The organism is Nonomuraea montanisoli (genome assembly GCF_013363975.1).
Classification (GTDB): Bacteria; Actinomycetota; Actinomycetes; order Streptosporangiales; family Streptosporangiaceae; genus Nonomuraea; species Nonomuraea montanisoli.
Genome location: NZ_JABWGN010000002.1, coordinates 258,228 through 277,657 on the forward strand (window position 1 = coordinate 258,228; position 19,430 = coordinate 277,657).

A 19,430-nucleotide genomic window follows, 5' to 3' on the forward strand; every position below is an offset into this window, starting at 1 on the left:
AGGACTGAGCGTAAACTCTACAGACTTGACGGGACGAGAGACCCCAGATCAGGGATTTGCCTGGCCCTCGCCGGATCCAGCACGCGCATGGCCGCCTCCTGCGCCGGCCGGTCCCGCGCCGCGTCGGCGATCGCGCCCGCCACCAGGGCGGCGGCGAAGGACGTCCCGCTCCACGCGGCGTACCCCTCGAACTCCGCGGTCTCCAGATAACTGCTGGTCAGCCACTCGCCGCGGGCGCACGCGTCGACCCAGGTGCCGTGGGCGGTGAACGGCGCCGGCCGCTGCTCCGCGGCGTCCACCGCGCCCACCGCGATCACCCCCTGCAGCGCGGCCGGCCAGAACGGCCGGTCGTCGGCCGTGTTGCCCGCGCAGGCCACCTTCACCGTGTCGGGCAGCCCCCTGAGCGCGTCGGCCAGCAGGGGCGGCGGGCGGTCGTCGAAGGTGTAGCAGCCGAAGGAGAGGTTGACCACCTGGGGGGCCCGCTCCCGCATCCGGTTCAGCGCCCGGATCACCGTCGCCTCGTCGCCGACGCCGTCACCGTCGAGGACCCGCCGCACGCACAGCGACACGCCCGGCGCGCGGCGCAGGATGAGCCCGGCCAGGAACGTGCCATGGCCGGCCTGCGCGCCCTCGGCGGCGTCGCCGTCGTCGCGGCCGAGGTCGCCGTACCAGTCGCTGGACTCCCACCACGGATGCTTGGCGACACCCGTGTCGAGCAGGCCCACCAGCACGGGCGAGCGGCCCCTGGCGGGCCGGCTCGGGGCGGGGCGCACCGGGAACGGCCGCGACGCCGGGCCGCCGAAGAACAGCGGCTGGCCGGCGACCACGTGGTTGGGCGAGGCCCGGAAGCCGCGGTCGCGGAGATCGCAGGCGATCTCGCACACGTCGACACCGCGTGACAGATGGATCACGCAGACGCCGTCGCCCTCGGAGACCGCCTGGGTCCAGCGCGCCACCGCGGACAGGGCGCTGCGGTCGGTGAGCACCTGACCTGGGCGGATGAGCGCCTCGCCGGCATATTCGATGTCCATGTGCCGGTACCTATCCCCGAGGAGGCCCTGTGTCACGTGCCACAGCCGCAACAAGTTGGTATGGGCCCCCTCTGGTGCCGGATTGCGACCGACGGTAGTCTCTCCCTAGTCACTTGTGATCATCCCAGGACGAGGCCGTTGGGGAAGGCGCACCTCGTACCGAAACGGGAGGTCCGGTGTCTGCTCGTGGCGTGCTCTACGTCCACTCGGCTCAGCCCGCGCTGTGCCCTCATATCGAATGGGCGGTCGCGGGTGTCCTTGGCGTGCCCGTGGACCTGACGTGGACGCCGCAACCTGCCGCGCCCAACGTCGTGCGGGCGCAGGCGGAGTGGGAGGGCCGCCCCGGCATCGCGGCCGCCATCACGTCCTCGCTCATGGGCTGGCAGCGCATCAGGTTCGAGATCACCGAGGACGCCTCGCCGGGCGTCGACGGGTCCCGTCACGCCTACACGCCGACGCTCGGCGCCTTCAGCGCGGTGATCGGGGCGGCGGGCGACATCATGATCCCTGAGGACCGCCTGCGCACGGTGATGATGACGGCCGCCCAGGGGCGGTGCGTGCTGGAGGACGAGCTGGACAAGCTGCTCGGCAGGCCGTGGGACGAGGAGCTGGAGCCGTTCCGCTACGCGGGCGACGGCGCCCCGGTCCGCTGGCTGCACGCCGCCGTCTGACCCGCGCCGCCCGGCCGGCGGCCTCCCGCGGCCGGATACCCGTCAACGCCGATGGGCCCCGCACCTGGGGAAGGTGCGGGGCCCATCGGGGTTGTCCGGGATGCGGCCGCCCTGGTTACAGGGGGATGTTGCCGTGCGCGCCGCGGGCCGGGGTGGCCTGGGCGAGCACCTTGGCGATCGCGCCGCGTGTCTGCTCGGGCGCGACGACCTCGTCGATCACGCCCAGGTCCTGGGCGCGGGCCAGGCCGCCGGCCAGCTTCTCGTGCTCCTGGGCCAGGCGCTGCTCCAGCTCCGCCCGCTCCTCCTCCGGCGCCGCCGCCAGCTCGCGCCGCTTGAGGATGCGCACCGCGGCGACCGCGCCCATGACCGCGATCTCGGTCGTCGGCCAGGCGAACACCTTGGTGGCGCCGAGCGCGCGGGAGTTCATCGCGATGTACGCGCCGCCGTACGCCTTGCGGGTGACCAGCGTGACGCGCGGCACGGACGCCTCGGCGAAGGCGTGCAGCAGCTTGGCGCCGCGGCGGACCACGCCGTCGTGCTCCTGGCCGACGCCCGGCAGGTAGCCGGGGACGTCCACGAGGACGACCAGCGGCACCCCGAAGGCGTCGCACATGCGCACGAAGCGGGCGGCCTTCTCCGCGGAGGTCGCGTCGAGGCAGCCGCCGAGTCGCATCGGGTTGTTGGCGATCACGCCCACGGTCCGGCCGCCGAGCCGGCCGAGGGTGGTGACGATGTTGGGCGCCCACTTGGGGTGCAGCTCCACGCCGGGCTCGTCGAGCAGGCCGTTGACCAGCGGCTTGACGTCGTAGGCGCGGCGCGCCGATTCGGGCAGCAGGCTGGAGAAGTCGACCTCGTCCACGGCGGAGGCGCGCACCCGGCCCTGGTGGCCGAGCAGGACGGCGAGCTGGCGCGCCTTGAGCAGCGCGTCGGTCTCGGTCTTGGTGACGACGTGGACGACGCCGCTGCGCTTGCTGTGGGGCTCGGGGCCGCCCAGCGCCGCGCTGTCGACGTCCTCGCCGGTGACGCTGCGCACCACGTCGGGGCCGGTGACGAAGATGCGGCCGGAGTCGGCCAGGATGACCAGGTCGGTGAGCGCCGGGCCGTAGGCGGCGCCGCCCGCGGCGGGGCCGACGACCACGGAGATCTGCGGGACGACGCCGGACGCCTTGGTCATGGCGGCGAAGACCCGGCCGACGGCGTGCAGCGACTCGACGCCTTCGGCGAGTCGCGCACCGCCGGAGTGCCAGATCCCGATGACCGGCACCCGCTCTCGGACGGCCACGTCGTAGGCGTGCACGATGTGCTCGCAGCCCTCGCTGCCCATCGCGCCGCCCTGGAAGCGGGCGTCACTGCAGAACGCGACGACGGGGACACCCTCGACGCGGCCCATCGCGGCGAGCACGCCGCTCTTGTCCTCAGGAGTGATCAGCCGCAGCGAGCCCTCGTCGAGCAGCGCGGCCAGGCGGACGGCGGGGTCGCGGGGATCAGCGGGCTCCTGATCGGAGCCCGTGTCCACCACCCTGTTGTCCAGCACGGTCATTCAGGCTCCCTTGAAGACGACGGTGGCGTTGTGCCCGCCGAAGCCGAACGAGTTGTTCACCGCGGCGATGTCACCGGCGGGCAGCTCGCGGTTGGCGCCGCGGACGATCTCCACCTCGATCCCGTCGTCGGGGTCGGACAGGTTGATCGTCGCGGGGACGATCCGCTCCTGCAGCGCCTTGATCGTGAACACCGACTCGATGCCGCCCGCGCCGCCCAGCAGGTGGCCGGTCATGGACTTGGTCGAGGTGACCAGCGGGTGGGTGCCGATGGCCTTGGCGATCGCCTGCACCTCGACGACGTCGCCCGCCGGGGTCGAGGTGGCGTGGGCGTTGACGTGCTTGACGTCCAGGCCGGCGATGTCGGCGTCGTTGAGCGCCTGGGTCATCGCCATGATGACGCCGCGGCCCTCCGGCTCCGGCTGGGTGATGTGGTGGGAGTCGGCGGAGTAGCCGACGCCCGCGGCGTAGGCGTAGATCCGCGCGCCCCGCGCCCGGGCGTGCTCCTCGGACTCCAGCACGATGATGCCGGCGCCCTCGCCGAGCACGAAGCCGTCACGTTCGCGGTCCCACGGCCGCGACGCGCCGGCCGGGTCGTCGTTGCGGGTGGACATGGCCCGCGCGGCGGCGAAGGCCGCCACGTTGAGGCCGTGGATCGCGGCCTCGGTGCCGCCGGCCACGACGACGTCGGCGCGCCCGGACCTGATCATGTCCATGGCGTAGCCGATGGCCTCGGCGCCGGAGGCGCAGGCGGACACGGTGGCGTGCACGCCGGCCTGGGCGCCGAGGTCGAGGCCGACCCACGCGGCCGGGCCGTTCGGCATGAGCATCGGCACGGTGAACGGCGAGAGCCGGTTCCAGCCGCGCTCCTTGTAGGTGTCGTAGGCCGACAGCGTCGTGTTGATGCCGCCGATGCCGCTGGACACCACGACGCCGAGCCGCTCGGGCGCGACGCCGGGAGCGCCCGCGTCCTGCCACGCCTCGCGCGCCGCCACGAGGGCGAACTGCTCGCTGCGGTCGAGACGGCGGGCTTCGGGCCTGGGCAGCACCTCGGTCGGGTCAACCGCGGCCGTCCCCGCGAACTTCACGGGGACGGTGTCGACCCAGTCCTCGGTGATGCTGTTGACGCCCGACTGACCGGCGAGGAGCGCCGACCAGGTCGAGGTGACGTCTCCACCGACGGGCGTCGTCGCGCCGAGCCCGGTGACGACGACACGTACCCGGTTCGCACTCACGTTTCGCGCTCCTTGTCGATCAGTAGGGGTGAAGGTTCACGCGATCGGCGGCCCGGAGGCCGCGACGATCGTCAGTTCTGGATGAAGGTGAGGACGTCCTTGACCGTCTTCAGGTTCTTGAGCTGGTCGTCGGGGATCTCGACGCCGAACTCGTCCTGGGCGGCCACGGCGATCTCGACCATGGACAGGGAGTCGATGTCGAGGTCGTCCACGAAGCTCTTCTCGGGCGTCACCTCGGAGGCCGGGATACCGGTGATCTCGTTGATGATCTTGCCGAGGCCTTCGAGGATCTCCTGCTCGGTGGCAGCCATGTCGTCGTTCTCCTTTGGGTTCTATCTGGTTCTGTACGGCTCGCGCCGTACAAGCTGAGACCGGTGCGGCGGGAGCCGTACCGGATCCTACGGAACCTCGATCACTTGGCCCGCATAGGTGAGGCCGGCGCCGAAGCCCAGAACGAGCGCGAGGTCGCCGGAGCGGACCTCGCCGCGCTCGATCATGCGCGAGAGCGCCAGCGGGATGGACGCCGCCGAGGTGTTGCCGGCGGTGACGATGTCACGCGCGACCACGGCCTTGTCGGCGCCGAGCTTGCGCGCGATCGCCTCGATGATGCGCAGGTTGGCCTGGTGCGGCACGAACGCGGCCAGCTCCGACGGATCGACGCCGGCGCGCTCGCACGCCTCCCTGGCCACCGGGTGCAGCGCGGTGGTGGCCCAGCGGAACACCGCCTGGCCCTCCTGGTGGAGGCTGTCGTCGCGGTCGTTGATGATGATCGCGTCGGACTTGTCGCCGGAGCTGCCCCACACGACCGGCCCGATCCCGGGCGTGTCGGACGGGGCCACCACCGCGGCCCCCGCGCCGTCGGCGAAGATCACGGCGGTGGACCGGTCGGTCGGGTCCACCCACTGCGACAGCTTCTCGGAGCCGATGACCAGCACGTTGCGCGCCGCGCCGCCGCGTACGGCGGCGCTGGCGGTGGCCAGCGCGTAGCAGAAGCCGGCGCAGGCGGCGTTGACGTCGAACGCGCCGGGCGCCTGGATGCCGAGCCGGTGGGCGACCACGGCGGCGGCGTTGGGGATCTGCGTCTCCAGCGTGCAGGTGGCGACGATCACCAGGTCGATGTCGCTCGCCGACAGGCCGCTGGCGGCCAGCGCCTTGCCGCCGGCCTGGACGGCCATGTCCTCGACCGACTCGCCCTCGGCGGCGATGCGGCGCTCCCGGATGCCGACCCGGGACTGGATCCACTCGTCGTTGGTGTCCATGACCTTGGCCAGGTCGTCGTTGGTGACGATGGTGGCCGGCTGGTAGTGGCCGAAGGCCAGGATCTTCGCGCCGGGCGCGACGTCGGGGATCCTCACTTGATCAGCTCCTTGGCCGCGTCGAGGTCGTCGGGGGTCTTCAGCGCGACGGTCTTCACGCCCCGCAGCGCGCGCTTGGCCAGGCCGGTCAGGGTGCCGCCGGGCAGCAGCTCGATGATCGCGGTGACGCCCTGGTCGGCCATCGTGGCCATGCAGGAGTCCCACCGGACGGGGCTGCTGACCTGCTTGACCAGCCGGTCGAGGAAGTCGGCGCCGCTCGTGACGACCTGGCCGTCGGCGTTGGACAGCAGCCGCACGGACGGGTCGGCGGGCGTCACGCCGAGCGCGGCGTCGCGCAGGGTGGCGACGGCCGGAGCCATGTGGACGGTGTGGAAGGCGCCCGCGACGGCGAGCGGGCGCAGCCGGGCGCGCTCGGGGGCGTCGTCCTGGAAGGCGGCGAGCTGCTCCAGCGTGCCGCCGGCGACGATCTGGCCGGCGCCGTTGATGTTGGCGGGGGTCAGGCCGTGCCGCTCGATGGCGGCGAGCACCTCGGCCTCGTCGCCGCCGAGCACCGCGGTCATGCCGGTCTCGGTGACGGCCGCGGCCTTGGCCATGGCCTGGGCGCGCTCACGCACCAGCGTGAGGGCCTGCTCGGCGGTGAGCGCCCCGGCGAGCGCGGCGGCGGCGAACTCGCCCACGCTGTGCCCGGCCACCAGCTCGGGCTGGACGCCGAGCGCCTCGGCGGAGGCCAGCGCGGCGGCCACGAGCAGGGGCTGGGCGACCGCGGTGTCGCGGATCTCGTCGGCCCCGGCCGTCGTGCCATAGGTGATGAGGTCCAGGCCCACGACCTCGGACCACCCGGCGAGCCGGTCGGCCAGACCCGGCAGCTCAAGCCAGGGTGTCAGGAAACCTGGGGTCTGGGCGCCCTGGCCCGGAGCGACGATTGCAAGCACAAAAACCACCATGCCCTGTAGAGGTTCGACACGCGGCTAAGGATCCGTACGAACTTTGTCCAACACCTTTTGTAGGGTTCCTACAGTGGGGGTTTCGGGATGATTACGTTAGGGCCCGCCATGTTACGGCGCTCTCCGAGAGCCGCCCCAGAATGAGGCCGACCTGGAGGGTGAAGGCGGAGCGTCCCTCGGTCGGCTGGTAGCCGGTCAGTTCCGTGATCTTGCGCAGGCGGTAGCGGACCGTGTTGGGGTGCACGAAGAGCAGCCGCGCCGTGGCCTCCAGCGAGGTGCCCTGCTCCAGGTACGTGGCCAGCGTGTCGAGCAGCGGCGTGCCCGCCAGCGGCAGGTAGACGTTCTCCACGAGCTGCTCGCGGGCGTCCTCGTCGCCGTCGAGCGCCCGCTCGGCGAGCAGGTCGTCGGCGTGCACGGGCCGGGGCGCGTCGGGCCAGCCGGACGACGCCTTCAGCCCGGCCAGGGCGGCCCGCGCGGAGCGCGCGGCGGCGTGCAGGTCGGGCACCTCCGGCCCGATGACGATCGGCCCCGGCCCGAAGCGGGCCACCACCTGCCGGGCCGCTTCGTTGACGCTGCCCGCGCCGCCCACGATGACGATCAGCCGGTCGGCCTGCACCCCGGCCAGCAGGTCCATGCCGATGCGGCGGCCCTTCTCGCGCAGCCCGTCGATCACCGCGCGCGGGTCGTCGTCGGGGGCGTGCCCGGCGATGACGACCACGGGGGAGGAGGTCCAGCCGAGCGCGGCGGCCCACGAGTGGAGCCCGTCGTCCACCTCGCCCCGCACCAGCGCGTCGACGATCAGCGCCTCCAGCCGGGCGTCCCAGGAGCCGCGCGCCTCGGCCTCGCGGGCGTAGACCTGGGCGGCGGCGAAGGCCACGTCGCGGGTGTAGCGCAGCATGGCCTGCTGGAGCTGGTCCTCGCCGCCGGGCGCGGCCAGCTCGTCGCTCTGCGCCTCGACGACCTCCACGACGATCCGCACGATGTCGACCGTCTGCTGGAGCGAGATCGAGCGCTTCAGCTCGCGCGGCGCCGTGCCGAAGAACTCGATGCTGGGCGTCGGCCGGTTCTCGCCGGCGTGCTGGAACCACTCGACGAACGCGGCGATCCCGGCCTGCGCCACCAGGCCCACCCAGGAGCGGTCCTCGGCGCTGAGCGCGCGGAACCACGGCAGTTGCTCGTCCATCCGCGCCATGGCCGCCGTGCCGAGCGCGCCCATGGCGCGCTCCAGCCTGCGGGTGGTGTCCTCCCGGGTCCGGTCCGTCACGCCTCTAGAGTGCCAGGTCCCGCGAGATGACCGCGACGAGCACCCCGCGGGGCGGGACTCAGATGACGGCGACGGCGGTGATCAGGCCGATGGCCACGTGCGTGGCGGCGAGCAGCCGCGTGCCCGGCTGCACCTCCGCCTCCTTGACCAGGTCGCGGACCGAGATGCCGACCACCTTGTCGAAGATCATCATCGCCACGGTCTGCACCACGATGCCGACCAGGCCGAAGACCGCAGTGCCGGCCAGGCCCTCGACGAGGCGCCCGCCGGAGGACCAGATCGAGGCGGCCACGATGAGGCCCACGGCGACCATGGCCGAGGTGGCGAGCAGGGTGGCGTTGGGGTTGCGCTCGGTGCGGATGATCGAGCTGAGCTTGCCGGGGGTGGCCAGGTCGATCACGTAGAAGCCGATGATCAGCAGCGCGACGCCGACGGCGGCGTAGGCGGCGATGGCACCCGAGCCGCGAAGGAGGGTTTCCAGCAAGGTCATGATCGCTCGATTCGGTGGGGGACGAAGGAGGAGGTGTCATCGGTGATGAGGCCCGTGGTCTCACGGATGCCCAGGCCGGCCGCCTCGTCGGCGACCACCCAGGCGCCGAGCACCGGCCGCTGGCCGTCGAACTCGGGCAGGGCCTCGAAGGCCTGGTGGACGAAGCCCTCGCGCCCGTACTCGCCGGGCGTCTCGTGGGCGCCGCCGGGGGTGACGACGCGCATCGACGCCCCCTCCCTGCCGAGCAGCGGCTTGACGATGTACGAGGTCAGGTCGCGGGGCCCGTCGAGGTAGGCGGGCAGCAGGTTGGGGTGGCCGGGATACAGCTCCCACAGCACGGCGAGCAGCGCCTTGTTCGACAGCAGGACCTTCCACAGGGGCTCGATCCAGGTGCCGTGCCGGACGGCGTGCCGCCCGAACGGGTCGGCCAGCATCCACTCCCACGGGTACAGCTTGAAGATCGAGCGGATCCACCGCTCCTCGACGTCGGCGAAGCGCCGGTTGAGGTCGTCCCAGCCGACGTCCTCCATGGCCACCGCCACCGTGGAGCGGCCGGCCTGCTCCGCCGTCTCCTGCAGGTAGGCGAGCGTCATCGCCTCCTCGCCGGTCTCGTCCATGGCGGTCCAGGCGAAGTGGGTGGGGCCGGGCGGCAGCGTCATGGCCGCCCAGCGGTCGATGAGCCGCTCGTGGACGGAGTTCCACTGGTCGTCGTCCGGGTGCGTGTCCTTCAGCCAGAACCACTGCACCACCGCCGACTCCACCAGCGAGGTGGGCGTGTCGGCGTTGTACTCCAGCAACTTGGCCGGGCCGGTCCCGTCGTAGCGCAGGTCGAAGCGGCCGTACAGGTGGGGATCGCGCCGCTCCCACGAGCGCCGCACGTCCTCGACGGCCCACTCGGGGATGGCGAAGTCCGCGAAGCGGCCGGTCTCCACGACGTGGCCCGCGGCGCGCAGGCACATCTCGTGCAGCTCCTCGACCTGCGCCTCCAGCCCCTCGACCTCGTCCAGGGAGAAGACGTAGTGGACGGACTCGTCCCAGTACGGCCGGCTCAGCCCCTCGGGGTGGGCCGCGCGGTGGTAGGCCAGCCCCTGGCTCTCTATGATCTTGTCCCAGCCGTGCCGCGGTGTCCCGTGTTCGCGCCGCACCCGTCAGCTCCCGCTGCTGGAGCGGCCGCCGAAGCCGCCCCGCTGGATCGACTTGCCGCTGCGGGAGGAGATCGTCACGTCGGACGGGCGGTAGCTGGTGCCGCCGCGCACGCGGGTGCCGACCCGGGTGCCGCCGTAGTACCAGTGATAGGCCGTGCGGGGGCCGCTGCTGTAGTAGTGCACGGTGCCGTTGTCGTCGTCGTCGCAGTAGTCGTCGTCGACGACCTCGTACGTGCCGTCGGGCAACTGCTGGCTCATGTCGACGCAGTCGGCGGTGACGTCGTCGTCGTCCTGCGCGGCGCAGTAGGCGACGATCATGACCGCGACGACGCCGACGACGGACAACGTGACCACTTTGGACGCCATGGACCGCTGGGGCGGTTGGTGCTGCTGTTGTGGTCCTGGTTGTCCCATGAGCTCCTGCTTTCGTTGGCCGATCAGCCTATCGGGGGCCACCCGCGGCATCAATGTCGATTAGGTGACGAACCGCGCTGGGGTAGGAGTTCCCCATGACACCGGTCGAAGCCCTGCGTGAGATCGCTTTCCTCCTGGAGCGGGCCGGCGAGCCCACCTATCGCGTGCGCGCCTTCCGCCGCGCCGCCGCCGTCGCCGAGTCGACGCCGCACGACGAGCTCGTACGGCTGGCCGGCGCGGGCGGTCTCGCGGACCTGCCCGGCATCGGCAAGGTCACCGCCCTGGCCATCGCCGAGGCGCTGGGCGGCGAGGTCCCCGCGTACCTGCGCCGGCTGCGCGCCACCGAGGGCACGGACCTGGACGAGGAGACCGCGGCGCTGCGCGCGGCGCTCAAGGGCGACCTGCACAGTCACTCCGACTGGTCGGACGGCGGGTCGCCGATCGAGGAGATGGCCGTGACCGCCCGCGCGCTCGGCCACGCGTACTGGGCGCTGACCGACCACTCGCCCCGGCTGACGATCGCCAACGGGCTGTCGCCCGCCCGGCTGCGCCGCCAGCTCGACCAGGTCGAACGGCTCAACGAGCGGCTGGCGCCGTTCCGGATCCTCACCGGCATCGAGGTGGACGTCAATCTCGACGGCACCCTCGACCAGGAGCCCGAGTTGCTGGAACGCCTCGACGTGGTCGTCGCCAGCGTCCACTCCAAGCTGCGCATGAACCGCCATGAGATGACCCGCCGCATGGTCGCCGCCGTGGCGAACCCGCACGTGGACGTGCTCGGCCACTGCACGGGGCGCGTCGTGCGGGGCGGCGGCCGGCGCGGCGGGGTGCGGCCCGAGTCGGAGTTCGACGCCGAGATCGTCTTCGAGGCGTGCCGCCGGTTCGGGGTGGCCGTGGAGATCAACTCGCGGCCGGACCGGCTCGACCCGCCCAAGCGGCTGATGCTGCTCGCGTACGAGACGGGGTGCGACTTCGCGATCGACTCCGACGCCCACGCGCCGGGCCAGCTCGACTGGCAGCGCTTCGGGTGCGAGCGGGCGGCCCGGTGCGGGATCGGGGCCGGCCGGATCGTGAACACCTGGCCGGTGGAGGAGCTGCTGTCCTGGACGCGCCGCGGTTCGTGACCGACGAGGGCGTGTCATGGCGCCTGACCGTCGCGGGAGACCCTGCTGGCGCGGGGGTGAGGGGGATGTGGCCGGGGCGCCGCGGGGACACGTGATTGTCGGTGGCGGCGCGTAGCGTCCCGGGTGTGAACCGTACCGACCGGCTGTACGCGCTCGTCGAGGACCTGCGCGCGATCTCCCCACGCTGCCGCTCGGCGCGCGAGCTCGCCCGCCGGTTCGAGGTGAGCGTCCGCACGATCGAGCGCGACATCATCGCGCTCCAGGAGTCCGGGGTGCCGATCCACGCCGAGTCCGGGCGCAGGGGCGGCTACGCGCTCGACAAGGCGATGTCGCTGCCGCCGCTCAACTTCACCCCCGCCGAGGCGGTGGCCATCGCCCTGGCCCTCAGCAGGTCGGGCGACCAGCCGTTCGGGCGGCAGGCGCGCAGCGCGCTGCGCAAGGTCGTGGCCGCGATGCCCGGCCGTGAGGGCGAGCTGGCACGCGAGCTGGCCCGCCGGGTGCGGGTCGTCGCCGAGCCCGGCGACGACGGCACGGGCGCCCGGCTGCTCGGCGCCGCGGGCGTCTCGCGGGCGATCGAGGAGGCGCTGCTGCGCCGCCGCGTGCTGCGGCTGGAGTACGCCGACGCCAAGGGCGCGCTGACCTCGCGCGACGTGGAGCCGGGCGTGTTCCTGGGCGGGCGCGGCGGTTACTGGTACCTCGTCGCGTGGTGCCGGTTACGCGACGACGTGCGGGTCTTCCGGCTCGACCGCATCGCCTCGGCCGGTGTCACGGGCGAGCGCTGCCCCGACCGGCCGCTGGAGGGCTTCACGCCCGACCTGCCGGAGATGGCGCTGCACGGCACGGTTCTCGATCAGTAGCTCGAAAACTCATGCGAAACACCGACATAGGGCTGTCGTTTCGCCATGAGATCGTCAGTGTGTTCTATAACCGAGCGTGGGTCATGAGCCAGGGGCTTCCCCCTGAGTCATGAACCGCGGCGAGCCGCCGCCGGCACCTTCCCCGCCGGCCTCCGCTCGCCCCGGCTCGTGACGGGCCGCGCGGTCTTCGCGCCGTGCGGCCTCCGTCCCTGGACTCGCCGCCGACCGCCGAGCGGCGGCGCGTCCAGGGCCCGTGTCCGAGCGTGAGCCGCGGTCAGAAGGCTGCCGCGGCGAGCCAGCGGTCCAGGAAGGGGCGGTCGCCGAAGACGGTCAGCGCGGGGGCGAAGCGCCTGCCGTACAGCATGAGCAGCAGGTCACGCGCGGGCCCACGGACCGCCGCGTCGGCCTTGGCGTGGCCGCGCGTCCAGGTGATCACACCCTCGGGGCCCTGGGTCACGGTCCACTCGCCCGTGCTCTCCGGCGGGTCGGTGGCGTGGAGGTGGATCGTGGCGCCCTCCGCGTCCAGCTCGGCCAGGCGGCGGGCGATCCAGACGGCGTGCGGCAGGTTGCCGAGGAACTCCTCGACGCCGTCGAGTGCCGTCGCCACGGGCACCGACGGCTCGGCGCCCAGCGCGAGCTGGGCGTCGATCCGGTGGATCAGCAGCTCGAACGTCATCCGCCGCGCCCAGTACGCCGCCGACTGCTCGCCGCCCCACGACCACACCCGTGTGGCCGGGTCGGTGCCCCGCAGCGTTTCCAGCAGCTGGGCCGCGCCCCGCGCCAGCCAGGCCGGGTCGCCGCTCGCCCCCTCGGGCAGGCCGTTGGGCACCTGCCGCGACCAGATCCGTTCCTGGACCCGGTCGCGCAGGATGTGGATCACCCACCGGTGCGTGGTGCCGACGTGGGTGATCAGATCGGCGAAGGTCCAGCCGGGACACGTGGGCACCGGCGTGCCCGGGTCGGCGGCGGCCACCAGCTCGATGAGCCGGTCCGCCTCGCGCTCGACCAGCGTGGGATAGTCGGTCACGGTCCCGAGCCTAGACGGGCGCCGCTCAGGTCGCCTCGCAGACGGAGCCCCGGGCCGGGAGTTTGCCGTTGAGGAGGTAGGCGTCGATCCGGCGCTGGATGCAGCGGTTGCCCGACGTGTACGCGCCGTGCCCCTCGCCCTCGTACGTCAGCAGCCGCGCGGTCCCGAGCTCCTTGGTCAGGCGCGGCGCCCACTGGTACGGCGTGGCCGGGTCGCCCTTGCCGCCCACCACGAGGATCGGCCCCGACCCGGCGGCGTTCACGTGCCGCGCCTGGTCGCTGCCCGGCACCGGCCAGAACCGGCACAGCCCGCCCGAGCCCTCACCGCCGAACAGCGGCGAGATCCCGGTCGAGCGCTCCCACGTGCGGCGCAGCTGCGCGTCGTCGGGCCGCTCGGCCGAGTCCACGCAGGTGATGGCCGGGAAGCTGGACATCTGGGTGCTGTAGTGACCGCGCTCGTCACGCCCGGTGTAGGAGTCGGCCAGGTACATCAGCGCCTCGCCCCGTCCCTTGATCCCTGCGGCGATCGCCTTCTCCAGGAACGGCCACGACAGCTCCGAGTACAGGGCCGCGGCGACGCCCGTGGAGGCCAGGCCCTGGGTGAGCTGCCGTCCGCCCACGGTGAGCGGCCGGGTCACGAGGCGGTTCATGAGCTGGTCGACGTTGGCGTTGGCGGCCTTGACGCTCTTGCCGAAGTCGCAGCCCTCCTTCACGCAGTCCTTCAGGAAGGTCTCGTACTCCCGCTGGAATCCGCGCGTCTGCGTGATCGTGCGATCCGAGAACGTGACCGACGGGTCGAGCGGAGCGTCGAGCACCATCCGGCCGACGTTCTTCGGGAACAGGGTCGCGTACACGGCGCCGAGCTGCGTGCCGTACGACATGCCGAAGTAGTTGAGCTTGGGGTCCTTGAGCGCGACGCGCAGCCGGTCCATGTCGCGGGCGGCGTTCACGGTGCCCACGTACGGCAGGACCCCGCCGGCGTCGCGCTGGCAGAGCCGGGCGAACTCCTTGTTGGCGGCCTGCCCGGCCAGGCGGGTCTGCTCGTTGAGCGGCAGCGTGTTGAGCGACACCCAGCGGTCCATGTCGGCGTCGGAGCCGCAGCGCACGCCCGCGCTGCGTTCGACGCCGCGGGGGTCGAAGCTGACGAGGTCGTAGCGGCCGCGCAGCGACTCGAACTGCTTGGCGGCCTGGTCGAGGGTGTCCACCCCGGAGCCGCCGGGGCCGCCGAAGTTGAACACGAGCGAGCCGAGGCGGTGCTTGCCGGTGGCCGCGATCTTGATGAGCGCGAGCTGGATCGTGTCGCCGCTGGGGTTGTTGTAGTCGAGCGGCACGGCGAGCTTGGCGCACCTGACGGAGGGGTCCTGCTGTGCCGGGGCCTGGCCGCCGGGGCGCTTGATGTCCGTGCACGGCCCCCACACGATGGGCGGGACGGCGCCCTTGGGATCGGTGTCGGGCTTCGCCGTGCCCGCGCAGGCTGTGGCGGACACGGCCAGCGCGGCGGTGACGGCCAGGACATGACGCATGAAAGCTCCCCCTCGACTCTCAGGGGGAAGTAGTGCCCACAATACGTGAGACTCCACCAGGAACGGTGTGAGGCGCCGCGCCCTTCCGGAACGCGTCGCCTCACCCCGCCTGTCGTGGTCGTGCGCGCCGGGTCAGACGCCCATCGACTGCGTGTCGTTGCTCTCGGCGCCGCCGGCCTCGGTCACGCCGTTCTTGAGGTGGTAGCGGGCGATCGCCTCGCGCAGCACCTCGCCGTCGAGCTCGCCGCGCTTGACCAGGCTCGTGAGCACGGCCAGCGTGATCGACGCCGCGTCGACGTGGAAGTGGCGGCGCAGCGCCGAGCGGGTGTCGGACAGGCCGAACCCGTCGGTGCCGAGCGACGACCAGTCACCCGGGACCCACTGGGCGATCTGGTCCTGCACGGCCTTCATGTAGTCGCTGACGCCCACGAACGGGCCCTGCGCCTGCGACAGCGCCTGGGTCACGTACGGCACGCGCGGCTCGGCCTCCGGGTTGAGCAGGTTGTGCTCGTCGCAGGCGAGCCCGTCGCGGCGCAGCTCGCTCCACGAGGTGGCCGACCAGACGGCGGCCGACACGCCCCAGTCCTCGGCCAGCATCCGCTGCGCCTCCACGGCCCACGGGCCCGCCACGCCGGAGGCGAGGATGTTGGCCTTCGGGCCCTGCGTCTGCGGGCCGTCGGCGAACTTGTACAGGCCCTTGAGCAGGCCGTCCACGTCGATCCCGGCCGGCTCGGCCGGCTGGAGGTAGGGCTCGTTGTAGACGGTCAGGTAGTAGAAGACGTCCTCGGGCTGCTCGCCGTACATGCGGCGCAGGCCGTCCTTGACGATGTGCGCCACCTCGAACGCCCACGACGGGTCGTACGAGATCGCGGCCGGGTTGGTCGAGGCGATGAGCGGCGTGTGGCCGTCCTCGTGCTGGAGGCCCTCGCCGTTCAGCGTCGTGCGGCCGGCCGTGGCGCCGAGCAGGAAGCCGCGGCCCATCTGGTCGCCGAGCTGCCACATCTGGTCGCCGGTGCGCTGCCAGCCGAACATCGAGTAGAAGATGTAGATCGGGATCATGTGCTCGCCGTGCGTGGCGTACGCCGTGCCGGCGGCGATCGCCGACGCCATCGAGCCCGACTCGCTGATGCCCTCGTGCAGGATCTGGCCCTGCACGGCCTCCTTGTACGACAGCAGCAGCTCGCGGTCGACGGCCTCGTACGTCTGGCCGTGCGGCGAGTAGATCTTCGCGGTGGGGAACATCGCGTCGAGACCGAACGTGCGCGCCTCGTCGGGGATGATCGGCACGAACCGGTGGCCGATCTCCTTGTCGCGCATGAGGTCCTTCAGCAGGCGCACGAACGCCATGGTGGTGGCCACCTGCTGCTTGCCCGAGCCCTTGCCGAACGTCTTGTAGACGTCGTCGCCGGGCAGCTTGACGGGCTTGGCCCGCACGACGCGCTTGGGCAGCACGCCGCCCAGCGCCGCGCGGCGCTCCTTCATGTACTCGATCTCGGGGTCGTTCTCGCCCGGGTGGAAGTACGGGGGCAGGTCGCCCTCCAGGGCCGAGTCCGGGATCGGCAGGTAGAGCCGGTCGCGGAACTCCTTCAGCTCGGCCTTGGTGAGCTTCTTCATCTGGTGGGTGGCGTTGCGCGCCTCGAAGTCCTTGCCGAGGGTCCAGCCCTTGATGGTCTGGGCGAGGATGACGGTCGGCTGGCCGACGTGCTCGCGGGCCGCCTTGAACGCGGCGTAGACCTTGCGGTAGTCGTGGCCGCCGCGTGACAGCTTGCGGATGTCGTCGTCGGTCAGGTGCTCGACCATCTTGCGCAGGCGCGGGTCGCCGCTGAAGAAGTTCTCGCGGATGTAGGCGCCCGACTCGACCGAGTAGGTCTGGAACTGGCCGTCGGGGGTGGTGTTCATCTGGTTGACCAGCACGCCGTCGACGTCGGCGGCCAGCAGCGGGTCCCAGTCGCGGCCCCAGACGACCTTGATGACGTTCCAGCCGGCGCCGCGGAAGTAGGACTCCAGCTCCTGGATGATCTTGCCGTTGCCGCGTACCGGGCCGTCGAGGCGCTGCAGGTTGCAGTTGATGACGAAGGTGAGGTTGTCGAGCTCCTCACGGGCCGCCACGCCGATGGCGCCGAGCGACTCGGGCTCGTCCATCTCGCCGTCGCCGAGGAACGCCCAGACGTGGCTGCGGCTGGTGTCCTTGATCTGCCGGTTGAGCAGGTAGCGGTTGAACCGCGCCTGGTAGATCGCGCCGATCGGGCCCAGACCCATCGACACCGTGGGGAACTCCCAGAAGTCCGGCATCAGGCGCGGGTGCGGGTAGGAGGGCAGGCCGTGGAAGCCGTGCGAGAGCTCCTGCCGGAACGCGTCGAGCTGGGACTCGTTGAGGCGGCCCTCAAGGAAGGCGCGGGCGTAGATGCCGGGCGCGGCGTGGCCCTGGAAGAAGACCTGGTCGCCGGACTCGCCGTGGTCCTTGCCGCGGAAGAAGTGGTTGAAACCCACCTCGTAGAGGGACGCGGCGGAGGCGTAGGTGGCGATGTGGCCGCCGACGTTGGTCCGCGCGTTGGCGCGGGACACCATGATCGCGGCGTTCCAGCGGATGTAGGCGCGGATGCGGCGCTCGACGTGCTCGTCACCCGGGAACCACGGCTCGCGCTCCGGCGGGATCGTGTTGATGTAGTCGGTGCTGCGCAGGCCAGGCACGCCGACCTGGTGCTCGCGGGCGCGCTCCAGCATGCGGAGCATGAGATAACGGGCCCTCGTGCGGCCCTCGGTCTTGACGACGTTGTCGAGGGACTCGAGCCACTCGTTGGTCTCGCTGGGGTCGACATCAGGCAACTGGCTGGGTAGGCCGTCGCTGATGATCGAGAAACGCTGGCGTCCGGAAGCCACTGGGTCTCGCCTTCCGAGGATGACGGATGTCTGGTCTGGGTCGCCTTCCATCCTGGTCGCTCGCCGTAGAAAGTGCATCTCTACTGGCCGGTAACCAGGACGTCCCTGCTGGCAGGGCGGCTAGTGGTGGCCTAGACCACCGATGGTAGGACGAATCAAGGGCCAAGGTTACATTGGGCGGCCAATTTAACAAGTCGGGAAAACGTGTGAAATTTCGCCCTCATGTGTGGAGTATCCCCCCGGGGACGGACACCGTCACCCGCGGGGGGCGGGGCGGCCCGCACGCCGCGCGAGTCTAGCCGCCGGAGCCGGCGCGGCGACCGCGGAGGGGGACGCCCGCGCCGCTCGCACCTCCTGTACGTCTCGCACGTGCGCCCTCGCCTGGACGGGATCGTGCCCGGGAGGATCGTCCCCGGAGGGGGTGCACCACCGCTCCTCGCCCAGTCCCCGTGATCGCCCCTCGCGATCCCGCGCGTGCCGCGCGCTGTCGCCCCCTGGACTCCCCGTGCCTCGCCCCGCGCCCGGCCGTCCACGCGCGGGACCGGCCGTCAACGCGCGGGACCCCGGCAGGGCGGCGGAGGCACACGGGGGTGCGCTCAGGAAGAGTGGCGGAGTGGCGGAGTGGCGGAGTGGGGGAGTGGCGGAGTGGGGGAGTGGCGGAGATCCTGAAGAAGCGCGGGGAAGGCCGGGCGTGTCGCTGCGGGGGCGCCATGCCGCGGCGTTCGGGCAGCGTAACGGTTCGGTCATGATTTTTCCTGACCTCGTGGTGAGAGGCGGACATCCCCCTTTTCGTTTGGCGGCCACCGTACGAATGTGGAGATATGAACGCGACGGTAGGCGACCGGCTCCTTGTGCACGGGAACGTCGTCGGAGAAATGGATCACGGGGGAGTCATCATCGAGGTTCACGGGGCCGACGGCGGCCCCCCGTACATCGTGCGGTTCGACGACGGGCACACCGGTCTGGTGTTTCCCGGCCCGGATGCGGTCATCGTGCCTCAGTAGAATTCACGTGTGAGATCCCAGATCATCTCCGTGGCCACAGGCGCGCGCGAGACTGTGCACGACATCACGCCGGCGTGCGCGGACTTCGTGCGCGAGCAGGGCGAGGACGGCCTGCTGCATGTCTTCGTCCCGCACGCGACCGCCGGCGTGGTCCTGATCGAGCTGGGCTCGGGCAGCGACGACGACCTGCTCGCCGCGCTGCGCGAGCTGCTGCCGGCCGACGACCGATGGCGTCACGCCCACGGTTCGCGCGGGCACGGCAGGTCTCACGTGATGCCGGCGCTCATCCCGCCGTACGCCACCGTCCCGGTGGTCGGCGGGCGGCTGGCGCTGGGTACTTGGCAGTCGATCGCCCTCGTCGACCTCAATGTCGACAACCCGCAACGCCAGGTACGACTGTCATTTTTGTCCAATTAATTCTGGCCGCCTACGGCCGTACCCGTGGCGACCGTTGACGACTGAGGGTCACAGCGTGTGGACTGTCCCGAAGCGATAACCGCACAAGCGGGGCCACTCAAGCAGGAGGGATAAACGTGAGCGCGACCGCGGGTCAGGCGCAGGGCGAGCGCGGCCTGGCCGAACGACTCGGCCTCAAGCCGGGTCAGGTGGTGCAGGAGATCGGTTGGGACGAGGACGTCGACGAGAAGCTTCGCGAGTCCATCGAGAACCTGACCGGCAACGAGCTGTTGGACGAGGACACGGACGACGTCGTCGACGTGGTGCTGCTGTGGTGGCGCGACGGTGACGGGGACCTGTTCGACGTCCTGAGCGACGCCATGCGAGCACTCGCCGAGGGCGGCCAGATCTGGCTGCTGACTCCCAAGGCCGGACGCGACGGCCACGTGGAGCCGAGCGACATCGGGGAGGACGCCGCGACCGCGGGCCTCTCGCAGACCAGCAGCATCTCCGCCGCCCCGGACTGGTCGGGGACCAGGCTCGTCTCGCCCAAGGGGCGACGCTAGGGAGCA

At 71.8% G+C, this 19,430-nt stretch carries 19 protein-coding genes; 6 read left to right on the forward strand and 13 right to left on the reverse strand.

The window, feature by feature from the left end; translation table 11 throughout:
* Positions 1-17 precede the first annotated feature (17 nt).
* On the reverse strand, positions 18-1,031 hold the full coding sequence (locus tag HTZ77_RS04650) for a S8 family peptidase (RefSeq protein ID WP_175588172.1): 1,014 nt from the start codon (positions 1,029-1,031) through the stop codon (positions 18-20).
* 176 nt (positions 1,032-1,207) lie between these two features.
* On the opposite strand from HTZ77_RS04650, the gene HTZ77_RS04655 reads away from it, so the two are divergent.
* Entirely contained in the window at positions 1,208-1,702 is a 495-nt protein-coding gene (locus tag HTZ77_RS04655) for a DUF3145 domain-containing protein (protein ID WP_175588173.1), read from the forward strand.
* 115 nt (positions 1,703-1,817) lie between these two features.
* Here the strand turns inward: HTZ77_RS04655 and HTZ77_RS04660 are convergent, their stop codons facing one another.
* From HTZ77_RS04660 to HTZ77_RS04700, 9 genes are all read right to left on the reverse strand, one after another.
* Positions 1,818-3,242 (reverse strand): acyl-CoA carboxylase subunit beta, encoded by a 1,425-nt coding sequence (locus tag HTZ77_RS04660; RefSeq protein WP_175588174.1) that lies wholly within the window; start codon positions 3,240-3,242, stop codon positions 1,818-1,820.
* Entirely contained in the window at positions 3,243-4,475 is a 1,233-nt protein-coding gene (fabF, locus tag HTZ77_RS04665) for a beta-ketoacyl-ACP synthase II (protein ID WP_175588175.1), read from the reverse strand.
* A gap of 71 nt (positions 4,476-4,546) precedes the next feature.
* A complete protein-coding gene (locus HTZ77_RS04670; RefSeq protein WP_148030187.1) occupies positions 4,547-4,786 on the reverse strand; it encodes an acyl carrier protein in 240 nt (79 codons plus the stop codon).
* Positions 4,787-4,873: 87 nt separating this feature from the next.
* Positions 4,874-5,830, reverse strand: a complete 957-nt coding sequence (locus HTZ77_RS04675) for a beta-ketoacyl-ACP synthase III (RefSeq protein ID WP_175588176.1) — start codon at positions 5,828-5,830, stop codon at positions 4,874-4,876.
* Complete coding sequence (locus HTZ77_RS04680; RefSeq protein WP_175588177.1) at positions 5,827-6,723, reverse strand: ACP S-malonyltransferase; 897 nt, start codon at positions 6,721-6,723, stop codon at positions 5,827-5,829. The genes HTZ77_RS04675 and HTZ77_RS04680 overlap by 4 nt, the downstream gene beginning before the upstream one ends.
* Before the next feature lie 103 nt (positions 6,724-6,826).
* Positions 6,827-7,951 (reverse strand): PucR family transcriptional regulator, encoded by a 1,125-nt coding sequence (locus tag HTZ77_RS04685; RefSeq protein ID WP_175588578.1) that lies wholly within the window; start codon positions 7,949-7,951, stop codon positions 6,827-6,829.
* A gap of 106 nt (positions 7,952-8,057) precedes the next feature.
* The gene (locus HTZ77_RS04690; protein ID WP_175588178.1) at positions 8,058-8,489 is read right to left on the reverse strand and encodes a DUF350 domain-containing protein; all 432 of its coding nucleotides are present in this window, start codon (positions 8,487-8,489) and stop codon (positions 8,058-8,060) included.
* Positions 8,486-9,634, reverse strand: coding sequence for a glutathionylspermidine synthase family protein (locus HTZ77_RS04695; RefSeq protein ID WP_175588179.1), 1,149 nt, complete (start codon positions 9,632-9,634; stop codon positions 8,486-8,488). Before HTZ77_RS04695 ends, HTZ77_RS04690 begins: the two co-directional genes overlap by 4 nt.
* A 3-nt stretch (positions 9,635-9,637) precedes the next feature.
* Positions 9,638-9,979 carry a hypothetical protein gene (locus HTZ77_RS04700; protein ID WP_205302081.1) on the reverse strand — a complete coding sequence of 114 codons (342 nt, stop codon included), beginning with the start codon at positions 9,977-9,979 and terminating at the stop codon, positions 9,638-9,640.
* A gap of 164 nt (positions 9,980-10,143) precedes the next feature.
* On the opposite strand from HTZ77_RS04700, the gene HTZ77_RS04705 reads away from it, so the two are divergent.
* Together HTZ77_RS04705 and HTZ77_RS04710 are read left to right on the forward strand one after the other, a co-directional pair.
* Complete coding sequence (locus HTZ77_RS04705) at positions 10,144-11,172, forward strand: PHP domain-containing protein (RefSeq protein WP_175588181.1); 1,029 nt, start codon at positions 10,144-10,146, stop codon at positions 11,170-11,172.
* Between the two features lie 125 nt (positions 11,173-11,297).
* Positions 11,298-12,029 carry a helix-turn-helix transcriptional regulator gene (locus HTZ77_RS04710; protein ID WP_175588182.1) on the forward strand — a complete coding sequence of 244 codons (732 nt, stop codon included), beginning with the start codon at positions 11,298-11,300 and terminating at the stop codon, positions 12,027-12,029.
* A gap of 274 nt (positions 12,030-12,303) precedes the next feature.
* On the opposite strand, the gene HTZ77_RS04715 is transcribed toward HTZ77_RS04710, so the two are convergent.
* From HTZ77_RS04715 to aceE, 3 genes are all read right to left on the reverse strand, one after another.
* Positions 12,304-13,056 carry a maleylpyruvate isomerase family mycothiol-dependent enzyme gene (locus HTZ77_RS04715; RefSeq protein ID WP_175588183.1) on the reverse strand — a complete coding sequence of 251 codons (753 nt, stop codon included), beginning with the start codon at positions 13,054-13,056 and terminating at the stop codon, positions 12,304-12,306.
* A gap of 25 nt (positions 13,057-13,081) precedes the next feature.
* Complete coding sequence (locus HTZ77_RS04720; RefSeq protein ID WP_175588184.1) at positions 13,082-14,578, reverse strand: alpha/beta hydrolase; 1,497 nt, start codon at positions 14,576-14,578, stop codon at positions 13,082-13,084.
* Positions 14,579-14,710: 132 nt separating this feature from the next.
* Positions 14,711-17,458: a pyruvate dehydrogenase (acetyl-transferring), homodimeric type gene (gene aceE, locus HTZ77_RS04725; RefSeq protein ID WP_175588185.1), complete on the reverse strand. Its 2,748-nt coding sequence runs from the start codon at positions 17,456-17,458 to the stop codon at positions 14,711-14,713.
* 821 nt (positions 17,459-18,279) lie between these two features.
* Between aceE and HTZ77_RS04730 the strand changes: the two genes are divergently transcribed.
* The 3 genes from HTZ77_RS04730 (at position 18,280) to HTZ77_RS04740 (ending at position 19,424) form a co-directional block, all read left to right on the forward strand.
* Positions 18,280-18,462, forward strand: a complete 183-nt coding sequence (locus tag HTZ77_RS04730; protein WP_175588186.1) for a DUF1918 domain-containing protein — start codon at positions 18,280-18,282, stop codon at positions 18,460-18,462.
* Between the two features lie 9 nt (positions 18,463-18,471).
* Positions 18,472-18,879: a secondary thiamine-phosphate synthase enzyme YjbQ gene (locus HTZ77_RS04735; protein WP_175588187.1), complete on the forward strand. Its 408-nt coding sequence runs from the start codon at positions 18,472-18,474 to the stop codon at positions 18,877-18,879.
* 116 nt (positions 18,880-18,995) lie between these two features.
* Positions 18,996-19,424, forward strand: coding sequence for a DUF3052 domain-containing protein (locus HTZ77_RS04740; protein ID WP_175588188.1), 429 nt, complete (start codon positions 18,996-18,998; stop codon positions 19,422-19,424).
* The last annotated feature ends 6 nt before the right edge of the window (positions 19,425-19,430 follow it).